This window comes from Achromobacter sp. ACRQX (assembly GCF_022346505.1).
In the GTDB taxonomy this organism is placed as follows: domain Bacteria; phylum Pseudomonadota; class Gammaproteobacteria; order Burkholderiales; family Burkholderiaceae_B; genus Achromobacter; species Achromobacter animicus.
Genome location: NZ_JAKRML010000020.1, coordinates 96,811 through 108,845, shown reverse-complemented (window position 1 = coordinate 108,845; position 12,035 = coordinate 96,811). Strand labels below are relative to the sequence as shown.

13 protein-coding genes are annotated in these 12,035 nt (G+C 66.7%); 12 read left to right on the top strand and 1 reads right to left on the bottom strand.

The annotated features are described in order from the left end of the window. Both MHZ91_RS18410 and MHZ91_RS18405 read left to right on the top strand, forming a co-directional pair. A partial coding sequence (locus MHZ91_RS18410; RefSeq protein ID WP_239215079.1) for a glutamate synthase subunit beta occupies nucleotides 1-1,032 on the top strand: 1,032 nt, incomplete at its 5' end. 203 nt (nucleotides 1,033-1,235) lie between these two features. Continuing rightward, entirely contained in the window at nucleotides 1,236-1,877 is a 642-nt protein-coding gene (locus MHZ91_RS18405; protein WP_175123895.1) for an OmpW family protein, read from the top strand. A gap of 39 nt (nucleotides 1,878-1,916) precedes the next feature. Here MHZ91_RS18405 and MHZ91_RS18400 read toward each other — a convergent pair whose 3' ends face one another. Beyond that, nucleotides 1,917-2,789 carry a LysR family transcriptional regulator gene (locus MHZ91_RS18400; RefSeq protein WP_239215077.1) on the bottom strand — a complete coding sequence of 291 codons (873 nt, stop codon included), beginning with the start codon at nucleotides 2,787-2,789 and terminating at the stop codon, nucleotides 1,917-1,919. A gap of 65 nt (nucleotides 2,790-2,854) precedes the next feature. Between MHZ91_RS18400 and MHZ91_RS18395 the strand changes: the two genes are divergently transcribed. The 10 genes from MHZ91_RS18395 to MHZ91_RS18350 all read left to right on the top strand — a co-directional run bounded on the left by MHZ91_RS18395 (nucleotide 2,855) and on the right by MHZ91_RS18350 (nucleotide 12,033). Beyond that, nucleotides 2,855-4,084, top strand: a complete 1,230-nt coding sequence (locus MHZ91_RS18395) for a YbfB/YjiJ family MFS transporter (RefSeq protein ID WP_239215075.1) — start codon at nucleotides 2,855-2,857, stop codon at nucleotides 4,082-4,084. A gap of 26 nt (nucleotides 4,085-4,110) precedes the next feature. After that, the gene (locus tag MHZ91_RS18390; protein WP_175123898.1) at nucleotides 4,111-5,088 is read left to right on the top strand and encodes a tripartite tricarboxylate transporter substrate binding protein; all 978 of its coding nucleotides are present in this window, start codon (nucleotides 4,111-4,113) and stop codon (nucleotides 5,086-5,088) included. A gap of 18 nt (nucleotides 5,089-5,106) precedes the next feature. Further along, nucleotides 5,107-6,168 (top strand): nitronate monooxygenase family protein, encoded by a 1,062-nt coding sequence (locus MHZ91_RS18385; protein ID WP_239215073.1) that lies wholly within the window; start codon nucleotides 5,107-5,109, stop codon nucleotides 6,166-6,168. Between the two features lie 373 nt (nucleotides 6,169-6,541). Next, nucleotides 6,542-7,378, top strand: coding sequence for an ABC transporter ATP-binding protein (locus MHZ91_RS18380; protein WP_175123900.1), 837 nt, complete (start codon nucleotides 6,542-6,544; stop codon nucleotides 7,376-7,378). After that, entirely contained in the window at nucleotides 7,375-8,163 is a 789-nt protein-coding gene (gene mlaE / locus MHZ91_RS18375; RefSeq protein WP_175123901.1) for a lipid asymmetry maintenance ABC transporter permease subunit MlaE, read from the top strand. Before MHZ91_RS18380 ends, mlaE begins: the two co-directional genes overlap by 4 nt. A 12-nt stretch (nucleotides 8,164-8,175) precedes the next feature. Further along, nucleotides 8,176-8,676, top strand: coding sequence for an outer membrane lipid asymmetry maintenance protein MlaD (gene mlaD, locus MHZ91_RS18370; RefSeq protein ID WP_175123902.1), 501 nt, complete (start codon nucleotides 8,176-8,178; stop codon nucleotides 8,674-8,676). Between the two features lie 82 nt (nucleotides 8,677-8,758). Further along, nucleotides 8,759-9,568, top strand: coding sequence for a VacJ family lipoprotein (locus MHZ91_RS18365; RefSeq protein WP_175123903.1), 810 nt, complete (start codon nucleotides 8,759-8,761; stop codon nucleotides 9,566-9,568). Between the two features lie 38 nt (nucleotides 9,569-9,606). Continuing rightward, complete coding sequence (locus tag MHZ91_RS18360) at nucleotides 9,607-10,236, top strand: phospholipid-binding protein MlaC (RefSeq protein WP_175123904.1); 630 nt, start codon at nucleotides 9,607-9,609, stop codon at nucleotides 10,234-10,236. A gap of 175 nt (nucleotides 10,237-10,411) precedes the next feature. Next, nucleotides 10,412-11,224 carry an ABC transporter ATP-binding protein gene (locus tag MHZ91_RS18355; protein WP_175123905.1) on the top strand — a complete coding sequence of 271 codons (813 nt, stop codon included), beginning with the start codon at nucleotides 10,412-10,414 and terminating at the stop codon, nucleotides 11,222-11,224. Further along, nucleotides 11,221-12,033 (top strand): ABC transporter permease, encoded by an 813-nt coding sequence (locus MHZ91_RS18350; RefSeq protein ID WP_175123906.1) that lies wholly within the window; start codon nucleotides 11,221-11,223, stop codon nucleotides 12,031-12,033. The genes MHZ91_RS18355 and MHZ91_RS18350 overlap by 4 nt, the downstream gene beginning before the upstream one ends. The last annotated feature ends 2 nt before the right edge of the window (nucleotides 12,034-12,035 follow it).

Here is a 12,035-nt window from a genome sequence, read left to right as displayed (position 1 = left end):
CTTTTCGAACAGGGTCACGGAGTGGCCGGCATGGCATGCGCGCAGCAACTGGCGCGTGCCGGCCACTCCGTGACCCTGTTCGAAAAGAGCGACCGCATCGGCGGCCTGCTGCGCTACGGCATCCCCGACTTCAAGCTCGAAAAGCACCAGATCGACCGCCGCATCTCGCAGATGGAAGCCGAGGGCGTGGAATTCGCGCCGTCGACCTACGTCGGCGATCCGAAGGATCCCGTTGCCGATGGCTTGACGGTGCGCACCCCGAAATCGCTGATGGCCGAATTCGACGCCGTCGTGATGAGCGGTGGCTCGGAAACGCCGCGCGATCTGCCGGTGCCGGGCCGCGAGCTCGACGGCGTGTACTTCGCCATGGACTTCCTGCGCCAGCAGAACAAGGCCGTGGCGGGCGACCGCCTCACCAACCAGACGCTGGCCAAGGGCAAGCACGTGGTGGTGATCGGCGGCGGCGATACGGGTTCCGACTGCGTCGGCACCAGCAACCGCCACGGCGCCGCATCGGTCACGCAGTTCGAACTGATGCCCCAGCCGCCCGAGTCCGAAAACAAGGCCATGACGTGGCCGTACTGGCCGCTGAAGATGCGCACGTCGTCCTCGCACGAGGAAGGCTGCGAGCGCGACTGGTCGGTGACCACCAAGCTGCTCAAGGGCGCCAACGGCAAGGTCGAGAAGCTGGTCGGCGCGCGCGTCGAATGGTTCAAGGACGACGCCACCGGCCAGATGAAGATGCGCGAAGTCGAAGGCTCGGAGTTCGAGATCAAGGCGGATCTGGTGCTGCTGGCCATGGGCTTCGTGTCGCCGGTGCAGAACGTGCTGGACGCGTTCGGCGTGGACCGCGATGGCCGCGGCAATGTGCGCGCCAACACCGACGACTACCGCACCAATGTGGAAAAGGTCTTCACCGCCGGCGACATGCGCCGCGGCCAGTCGCTGGTCGTGTGGGCCATCCGCGAAGGCCGCCAGTGTGCGCGCTCGGTCGACGCCTACCTGATGGGAAGCAGTGAATTGCCGCGTTGATCGTATTGCGACATATCAACGCCGCCGGTTGCCTCGCGCACCGGCGGCGTTTTTTTTGCTCTTGCGTTGCGGTTAACCGCAGTTGTTGCGACATAACCACTTTCTGAAAACGGTCTTTTCACGAATTGACACACGTCAAGAACGGGGACGGGGCGGTCTGAGAACCTGTCGTCTCACCCCACACGGAAAGATCGGAGAAGAAAATGTTTTCGCTGAACGGGCGTATCCGCGCCACCGCCATTGCCGGTTTGATCGCTGCCGGCGCCTTTGCCGCTCCCGCCCACGCCCACGAAGCGGGCGACGTGCTGTTCCGCGTCGGCGTCACGCAAGTCCGCCCCTCGCAAAACAATGGCACCGTGCTCGACGGCAGCGTCAAGCTGGACGTGAACAACAATGTGCGCCCCAGCTTCACCCTGGCCTACATGGCCACCCGCAACATCGGTATCGAACTGCTGGGCGCCTGGCCCTTCCAGCATGACGTCAGCGGCAGCGGCGGCCTGGGCAAGATCGGCTCCTCCAAGCAACTGCCCCCCACGCTCAGCCTGCAATGGCACATCCTGCCCGACAGCATGATCCAGCCGTACATCGGCGTCGGCATCAACTACACCCACTTCTTCGACACCAAGGCCGAGGGCGCGCTCAAGGGCTCGAATCTGAAGCTGGGCGATTCCTGGGGCGTGGCCGCGCAACTGGGCGCGGACATCAAGATCAATGATCGCTGGTTCATGAATGCCGACATCCGCTACATCGACATCAAGTCGAAGGTGACGCTGGACGGCGAACGCGTCGGTACCGCGCGCATCGATCCGTGGGTGGCCACGGTGGGCGTTGGTTACCGCTTCTGATCGCTGGCCTGACGATGCGCGCGGCCCCGCGCGCATCTATCAATTCTGCGGCGGCGCAAGCCGGCTGCGCAGCGCCTGCAATGCCGGCGTGTCGTCGTCGGCGCGCCAGATCAGCTGGGTAAGCGCCTGCCCATGGGACCCGGACAACGCGCCCACGCGCACCGAATGCTCCGCCCCCAGCACCGCCAGCACGGACCGCGGCACGATCGCCACCCCGGTTCCCGCTGCCACACACGCCACGATGGCGTGATACGACGCAAACTCCATCACCTTGCCGGGCGCAATGCCCTCCTGGTTCAACCACGACTCCAGAATGCGCCGGTATGAGCAGCCCGCCGCAAAGGCGATGACGCTCCGGTTGCCCAGGTCTTTCGGACTGCCGATCGGATCCCACGCCAACGGCGAGATCAGCGCCAATTCCTCCCTGAACGCATCCATCGCCGCCAGTCCCTCTGCGGGGAAGGGTTGCGCCACGAAGGCAGCCTCGATCTCGTAATTGCGCACCTTGGCGGCCAATGCGCCCGAGGTGCCGGTGACCAGCTCGATCCGCACCTGCGGCCAGGCCGCGTGATAGGCCGCCAGGATGGGGGGCAGGCGGGCGGCGGCCGTGCTTTCCATGGTGCCGATGCGCAGCACGCCCTGCAGGGCGCCTTCCCGGACGGCCGCCTGCGCCTCATCGGACAGGCGCAGCAGGCGGTCGGCGTAGGACAGCAGCACGCGGCCCTGATCCGACAGCACCAGCCGGCGGTTCTGCCGCCGAAAGAGCGGCGTTCCCAGCGAGGATTCCAGCTGCTTCAGGCGCGTCGACACATTGGACTGCACGCGGTTCAGATGCGCGGCGGCGCGCGCAACGCCACCCTGATCCGCCACAGTCTTGAAGATTTGCAGCGCGTCGAGATCCAAGTTTCTCATTTTGCGAACTCACGTTCTTAATAATTCACTATTCAAGATATAAGTACAGCCGTAGAGTAGGCTCCATGTCAACGCCTGCTTACCCTTCCCCCCACCCCTCGGCCAGCGCCGCAAGCCTGGCCTGGCCCGCGGCGCTTGCGCTGGCGGCGGCCATGGGCATCGGCCGTTTCGCCTTCACGCCGGTATGGCCGCTGATGGCGCAGGAATCCGGCCTGTCGCTGGCGCAGGGCGGCTGGATGGCGTCGGCCAACTACGCGGGCTATTTGTTGGGCGCGCTGGCGGCGATCGTCTGGCCGGTGCGCCGGCTGCGCATCACGCTGGCGGCCAGCCTGGCCGCCGTGGCCGCGCTGACGCTGGCCATGCCAATGCTCAACAGCGTGGCGGGCTGGTCGGTGCTGCGGCTGGCGGCCGGCTATGCCAGCGCCAGTGCCTTCATCTGCGTCGTCGCATGGCGGCCGGTGCCCGCCGGCGACCCGCGCGAGGCCGCGGCTTCGGCGGTGACGTATGCCGGCGTGGGCGCGGGCATTGCGCTGACGGGATTGGCCTGTCTGGCCTTGATGGCCTCGCACGCGAGCGCCGGCGTGACCTGGACCGCGCTGGGCGGCCTGGCGCTGGCGTTGTCCGTGGCGGCGTGGCCCGGACTCAGCCGGCAATCGCCTCCCGTGCGACGGACGGCTGCTGAAGCGCCGCAAACCCGCCTGCCGCGCGGCATCGCCGCGCTGTCGCTGCACTACGGTGTCTTCGGGGTCGGCTACATCATTCCCGCCACCTTTCTGCCGGCCATGGCCAAAGAGATCTTTCCCGACCCGGCGATCTTCGGCTGGGCCTGGCCCCTTTTTGGCATGGCGGCGGCGCTGTCGTGCCTGCTGGTCCCGCGGCTGGCGCGCGGCCGAGACGACCGGCAGGTGTGGCGCGGCGCGCAGGCGCTGATGGCGGCCGGCATGCTGACCGTGGCGCTGTGGCACCACATCGCCGCCGTGATCCTGGCAGCGCTGCTGGTCGGCGGCACGTTCATGGTGATCACGCAGGCGGGCATGCTGACCGCGCGCCGCCTGTCCGGCCCGGCGGCGCCGCGGGCGGCGGCCATCATGACGGCGGCGTTTGCGGCGGGGCAGATTCTGGGGCCGTTGCTGGCCTCGTGGGCGGCGCGCTGGGGCGCCGGCCTGCCGCAGGTGCTGGCGGCCAGCGCGGCGTTGCTGGCGGCGTCGGCGTGGGCGCTGGGAAAAGTCACGACAGACGGCAATGGCGCTGGGCATAATGCCATCGGCCCTTCGGGCCAACCACACAGCAATTAGAAAGCAGGTAAAGAGGAGTTCCCAGCATGAAAGCACTACGCCCCCTGATCGCCGCCCTGGCCGCCACCGCCGCCTTTGGCGGCGCTGCCCAAGCCCAGACCGGCGAATGGCCCGCCAAACCCGTGACTATGATCGTGCCCTACGCGCCGGGCGGTTTTGCCGACACCCGCGTGCGCCTCTTGGCCCGCAAGCTGGGCGAATCGCTGGGCCAGCCCATCGTTGTCGAAAACAAGGCGGGCGCAGGCGGCGTGGTCGGCACCAACCTCATCGCCAAGGCGGCCCCGGACGGCTACACGATCGGCACGGGCAACCTGGCCCCGATGGCGGTCAACCCGTCGCTGATGAAGGAAATGCCCTACAACCCGCAAAAGGATCTGGCCCCGATCATCCTGATCGAGAACAGCCCGCTGGTCCTGAGCGTGAACAACGAACTGCCGGTCAAGACGCTGGCCGACCTGATCGCACTGGCCAAGAAGGAACCGGGCAAGCTGACCTTCGGCTCGTCCGGCGTGGGCGGCGCGCACCACTTGTCGGGCGAAATGTTCCGCGAGCAGGCCAACATCGACATCGTCCACGTGCCCTACAAGGGCGGCAGCCTGGCTGCGACCGATCTCATGGGCGGCCACATCGCGATGATGTTCGAAATGGGCTATTCCGCGCTGCCCGCCATTCAGGGCAAGAAGATCCACCCGATCGCCGTCACATCCGCCAAGCGCCTGGACGTGCTGCCCGATGTACCCACCATGGCCGAATCCGGCCTGCCGGGCTTCGAGTCCTACAACTGGCAGGGCATCGTGGCGCCCGCCGGTACGCCCGCGCCGATCATCGCCAAGCTCAATGCCGAATTCAACCGCATCCTGAAGGACCCGGATGTGCAGAAGGCCATTGCCGACACCGGCAGCCAGGCCGGCGGCGGCACGCCCGAGGAATTCGCCGCCTTCATCAAAACCGAAAGCGACAAGTGGGCGCACGTCATCAAGGCTGGAAACATCCAGCTCCAATAACCTCCCAGGAGTTTTCCCATGGCCACCCCTTTGATTGAACTGCTCAAGCTGATCCATCCCATCATCCAGGCGCCCATGGCGGGCGGCGCCACCACGGTGGACATGGTGGCGGAGGCATCGAAGGCGGGCGCCCTGGGATCGCTCGGCGGGGCGTACATGACGCCCGAACAGATCGAGGCGGCGGCCGAAGGGGTCCGCGCCCGCACGGATCGCCCGTTCGCCATCAACCTGTTCGCATCCGTGCCGCCAGAGCCCATGCAGGGCGATGCGAGCCGGATGCTGGCCCTGATGGCGCGCTATCACGAGCAACTTGGTCTGCCGGCGCCCGAGGCCCCCGGCCCGCAGGCCGATCCGCTGCCGGGCCAGCTCGAGGCCGTGCTGCGCATCCGGCCCGCCGTCCTCAGCTTCACCTTCGGCCGCCTGCCGGCCGAAGCGCTGGCCCGCTGCCGCGAACTCGGCATCCTGACCGTGGGCACGGCCACGACCGTCCGCGAGGCGCAAGCGCTGGAGCAGGACGGCGTTGACGCCATCGTGGCGCAGGGCGCGGAGGCGGGCGGCCACCGCGGCACGTTCCTCGACACGTTCGAGGCGTCCATGATCGGCACCATGGCACTGGTCCCGCAGGTGGCGGACGCCGTCTCGGTGCCAGTCATCGCGTCGGGCGGGATCATGGACGGGCGCGGCATCGCGGCCGCCCTGGCGCTGGGCGCCGACTTCGCCCAAATGGGGACGGCCTTCCTCACCACGGAAGAATCCGGCATCAGCGACGCCTACAAGGCGGTCGTGGCGGCCTCCCGCGCCGAACAATCCCGGATCACCCGCGGCTTCTCCGGCCGCCCGGCGCGCGGCATCGCCAATGCCTTCATGCGTGATGTGGACGCCATCGGCGGCGACATCCTGCCGTATCCGCTGCAGAACGCCCTGACCCGGCCCATGCGCACGGCGGGCGGCAAGAGCGGCAACATCAATGTCCTGTCCCTGTGGGCCGGCCAGGGCGCGCCGCTGGCACGGCGGGAGTCGACAGCGGAACTGATCCAGCGGCTGGCCCGGGAAACGGTGGCGGCGCAGGCGCGACGTTGAGTGCTGGCGGCGGTCTGTCCGGAATGGGTGTCTGACACCCGTGTAGGAGCCGTGTGTGCCGGGCCAGTGCCTCAAGGGTGTCAGACACCCATGGAGCATCGGCAAACGCCATCAGCACCGAAACGGCGACGACCCGATTGTTCCTGAAGCCGAAAACACTGTTCCACGGGCGGCCGCTCCAATTGTGATTACACAGCGTCGGGCTACAATGGCGCCTCGCCGCCGGGAGCGAACGCTTACGCTTGCCCCGGTATCTGAGTAACAGGGCGCTTCCCGACGCAGTCTGTCTTGCCCGCGCCGGCCAGGTCCTCGGTCCCGCGTGTCGACAGGACCGCAGGGCAAGCTCCGCCGCCGAAACTCCCTTTCGTTGCCCATGCCCGCTCAAACCAGCAGCACCCCGGAATTCGCCCTGCGCCTGGAAGGTGTGGCGCTTGGCTACGGTGATTTCACCGTCTTGCGCGATATTTCCATGGACGTCCGGGCGGGCCAGGTGGTGGCAGTCATGGGCGGCTCCGGTTCCGGCAAGACCACGCTGCTGCGTGCGGCCACCGGCCAGATCACCGCTCAGCAGGGCCGCGTGCTGGCATTCGGCCAGGATATCGGCGCCGCCTCCCGCGCCGAAGTGCAATCCCTGCGCAAGCGCATGGGCGTGCTGTTCCAGCAGGGCGCGCTGTTCACCGACCTGAACGTCTTCGAAAACGTGGCGTTTCCGCTGCGCGAACACACCCGTATCAGCGAGGCAGAGGTCACCGACCGCGTGCTCGACAAGCTGGACGCCGTAGGCCTGCGCGCCGCCGCGCACCTGAAGGTCTCCGAAATATCCGGCGGCATGGCGCGGCGCGTGGCACTGGCCCGCGCCGTGGTGCTTGAGCCGGAACTCATCCTGTACGACGAACCCTTCGCGGGGCTGGACCCGATCTCGCTGGGCATCACCGCCCGTCTGATCCGCAGCCTTGCCGACCGGCTGGGCTGCGCCTCGGTGCTGATCACCCACGACGTGCAGGAATCCTTTGCCATCGCGGACCAGGTCTATCTGGTGGGCCGCGGCCAACTGGCTGCGGCCGGCACGCCGCAGATGCTGGCCGCCTCGCCGGACCCCTACGTCCAGCAATTCCTCAAGGGCCAGCCGGACGGTCCGGTCGCGTTCCAGTATCCCGAAACGCCCGCCTTCCAGAAATGGCTGTCGCAACAGAAAGGGCGCAAAGCATGAGCGCTTCCAATAACGCCGTCGCCGTACTGGGCCACTGGGTGCGCTCCCGCGTCGCCGGCATCGGCTACTTCACCCGCTTCTTCGGCGCCATGCTGGCGCGCAGCGGCATCGCGCTGTCGCGGCCGCGCCTGGTGTCTCAGCAGGTCCACTTCATCGGCAATTATTCGCTGCTGATCATTGCCGTCTCCGGCATGTTCGTGGGCTTCGTGCTGGGTCTGCAGGGTTATTACACGCTGAACCGCTACGGCTCCGAAGAGGCATTGGGCTTGCTGGTGGCCCTGTCGCTGGTACGCGAACTGGGTCCGGTGGTCACTGCACTGCTCTTTGCGGGGCGCGCCGGCACCTCGCTCACCGCCGAGATCGGGCTGATGAAAGCGGGCGAACAGCTGTCGGCCATGGAAGTCATGGCCGTCGACCCGATCCGCCGCGTGCTCGTGCCGCGCCTGTGGGGCGGCATCATCGCCATGCCCATCCTGGCGGCTGTGTTCTCCATGGTGGGCATCCTGGGCGGCTGGGTCGTGGGCGTGCTGCTCATCGGTGTGGACGCAGGCGCCTTCTGGTCGCAGATGCAGAACGGCGTCGATGTATGGAAAGACGTCGCCAACGGCGCCATCAAGAGCGTCGTCTTCGGCGTCACGGTGACGCTGGTGGCGCTTTATGAAGGCTGGCAGGCCAAGCCCACCCCCGAAGGCGTTGCCCGCGCCACCACGCGCACCGTGGTCGTGGGCTCCCTGGCGGTTCTCGGGCTGGACTTCCTGCTCACCGCCTTGATGTTTGGAAATTGATACGGATCGATCATGTCACGCGAAAAAACCGACTTCTGGGTAGGCCTGTTTGTATTGCTGGGCGCGATCGCGCTTGGGTTCCTGGCGTTGCGCGCCGGCAACTTGAGCACGTTTTCCTTTGCCCCGACCTATACCGTGACCGCCAACTTCGATAACGTAGGCGGCCTCAAGGTGCGCGCGCCGGTCAAGAGCGCCGGCGTGGTGGTGGGCCGGGTCACGGGCATTTCCTTCGACGACAAGACCTTCCAGGCGATTGTGTCGGTCGATCTGGAGACGGCCTACCAGTTCCCCAAGGACTCGTCGGCGGCCATCCTGACCTCCGGCCTTTTGGGCGAGCAATACCTGGGCCTGACCGCCGGCAGCGAGGAAGATAACTTTACCGACGGCGGAAAAATCCGCTATACACAAAGCGCCGTGGTCCTGGAGCAGCTGATCAGCCAGTTCCTGTACGGCTCGGCGGAAAAGCAAGGCACGACCGCCGCGCCGGAATCGGCCCCCAAAGCCCAGGACTAAAGGCGCGGCGCCATCAAGCTGTTACAACGCTGCGTCTCGCCGTCGCGATAACAAAAGAATTGTTGATAGGGATACCCGGAACATGAATAAGAAAGCTATTTCCCGAATTGCCACTGTCGCCGCCGCGGGCGCGCTGATGGCTGGTTGCGCCGCCCCCAAGAATCCGGATCCGCGCGACCCCTGGGAAGGCTTCAACCGCGGCGTCTACCAGTTCAACGACACGGTCGACCGCGCGGTGTTCAAGCCGGTCGCGCAGGCCTACACGTTCGTGACGCCGCAGCCGGTGCGCAGCTGCATTCACAACATCTTCAGCAACGTCGGCGACCTCTGGTCCGGCACCAACAGCTTCCTGCAGGGCCGCGGCCACGACTTCGTCAACACGCTGGGCCGCTTCCTGTTCAACACGACCATGGGCGTGGGCGGCTGCTTCGACGTCGCCTCGGCCAATGGCGCGCGCAAGATCCCCAACGACTTCGGCACCACGCTGGGCGTCTGGGGCTTCAGCCAGGGTCCGTATTTGGTGCTGCCATTCTTCGGCGCCTCCAGCGTGCGCGACGGCGTCGGCCTGGTCGGCGACCTGTACGGCACCACCTACGGCTACATGGGCGTGGACTCGATCGACAACGTGCGCCTGCGCAACTCGCTGTGGGGCCTGCGCATCGTCGACACGCGCGCCAGCCTGCTCGACACCACCGACACCATCGACCGCGTGGCGCTCGACCCGTACAGCTTCGTGCGCGACGCTTTCCTGCAACGCCGCGCCGCCATGGTGCTGGGCCACCGCGTGGACGAGGAAGGCTCGCTGCCCAACTACGAAGACGACGGCGACGACGACACCCCCGCCGCGCCCGCGCCGGCCCCCGTGCCTGCGCCGCAACCCGCGAACAAGTAAGCTGAGGCCTTGCGCTTTCGGTATTTGAAGGAGATTTGATGCGATTTTCCATTCCCTCTCTGTTGCAGCGGCTGGTGTTCACGGGCCTCGTCGGCCTGGCGGCAGCCACGGCCGCGAACGCCAAGCCGGACCCCAACGGCCCGCCCGAGCAGTTCGTCCTGGCCGCCGCCAACGAGGCCCTCGCGGTCCTGAAGTCCGACGGCGCGCTGCGGGCCGGCAACACCGCCCGCATCAACGAAGTCGTTGACCAGCACATCCTGCCGTACGTCAATTTCCAGAAGACCACGCGCCTGGCCGCCGGCCGCTACTGGCGCCAGGCCTCCGACCAGCAGAAAACCGCGCTGGCCGACGCCTTCCGCGGCACGCTGATCCGCACGTACAGCGGCGCGCTGACCCGCGTCACGTCCAGCACCACCATCACCGGCCTGCCGTTCCGCGGCGATCCCAAGGCCGACGACGTGGTCGTGCGCACCCTGATCAGCCAGTCCAACAGCCAGCCGGTGGGCGTGGATTACCGCCTGGAAAAGACGCCCCAAGGCTGGAAGATCTACGACATGAACGTCGAAGGCATCTGGCTGATCGAGAACTACCGCAACCAGTTCGCCCAGCAGATCAACCAGAACGGTATCGACGGCCTGATCCAGGCGCTGAACCAGCGCAACAAGTAAAGATTCGCTCAGGCTTGCCTCGGCCCGGCGCGACCCCTCGGGGGTCCGCCGGGCCGATTGTTTTGGGGGACGCAACAGGGCGCCGCCCCCATCGCCACCGGGGCCATCCCCGGTTTCCGCCACATCGCGCTTATATAATGGTCAATTCGCTCTTTTCGGGCCATCTCCCCCCGTCATGTCCGCCGTCAGCCTAGAAAACGTCTCCAAGATCTACTCGCCGCGCCAGCGCGGCTGGCAGAAGCTGCTCGGGCGCACGCCCCGGCCCGGCTTCCAGGCGCTGGACAATGTCAGCTTGAATATCGAGCACGGCGAGTTCTTCGGCCTGCTCGGTCCAAACGGCGCGGGCAAGACCACGCTCATTTCCATTCTGGCGGGCCTGGCGCACGCCACCGCGGGCCGCGCCACCGTCTGTGGATACGACGTCGTGGCCGACTACAAGTCGGCACGGCGGGCGCTGGGCGTCGTGCCGCAAGAATTGGTCTATGACCCGTTCTTTACTGTGCGCGAAACATTGCGCATCCAGTCCGGGTATTTCGGCCTGCGCAAGAATGACGACTGGATCGACGAAATCCTGTTCAACCTGGGCCTGGCCGACAAGGCCAACTCCAACATGCGCGCGCTGTCGGGCGGCATGAAGCGCCGCGTGCTGGTGGCGCAGGCGCTGGTGCACCGGCCGCCGGTCATCGTGCTGGACGAGCCGACCGCCGGCGTCGACGTGGACCTGCGCCGCACGCTGTGGGAGTTCATCTCGCGGCTGAACAAGGCCGGCCACACCATCATGCTGACCACGCACTACCTTGAAGAAGCCGAGGCGCTCTGCAATCGCATCGCCATGCTCAAGGGCGGTCGCATCGTGGCGCTGGACACCACCCAGGCGCTCCTGGCCCGCGTCGGCGGCGTGGACCTGGAAGACGCCTTCGTGCGCATCATGCATCAGGACGACGAGCCCGGCGCGCGCGCCCTGCAACCCGAAGAGATCTCATCATGACCCAGCCCGCCACGTCTGCCGGCCAGCCGCTGGTGCAGCCCCGCCTGGACGCGGGTTCCGGCTTTCCGACCCTGCTGCGCAAGGAATTGCTGCGCTTCTGGAAGGTCAGCTTCCAGACCATCGCCGCCCCCGTCATCACGGCGCTGCTGTATCTGCTGGTGTTCGCCCACGTGCTGGAAGGGCGCGTCACCGTGTACGGCACCGTGCCCTACACGTCGTTCCTGATTCCCGGGCTCATGATGATGAGCATGCTGCAGAACGCGTTCGCCAACCCGTCCTCGTCGCTCATCCAAAGCCGCATCACCGGCAATCTGGTGTTTATGCTGCTGCCGCCGCTGTCGCACCGCGATATCTTCGGCGCGTACGTGCTGGCCGCCATCGCGCGCGGTCTCGCCGTCGGGCTGTGCGTGTGGGCCGTGGCGCTGTTCTTCGTGCCGCTGTCGCCCGCGCATCCGCTGTGGGTGCTGGTGTTTGCGGTGCTGGCGTGCGGCATCATGGGCACGCTGGGGTTGATCGCGGGCCTGTGGTCCGAAAAATTCGACCAGCTCGCGGCCTTTCAAAACTTCCTGATCATGCCGGCGACCTTCCTGTCCGGCGTGTTCTATTCCATCCATACGCTGCCGCCGTTCTGGCAAAGCGTCTCGCACTGGAACCCCATCTTCTACACCATCGACGGATTCCGCCACGGATTCTTCTCGGTGTCGGACGTCTCGCCCTGGCACAGCCTGGCGGTGGTGACGGCGGTGTTCCTCGCGCTCTCCGCTTACGCGCTGCGGCTTCTGTCCAGCGGCTACAAACTCAGGAACTGACG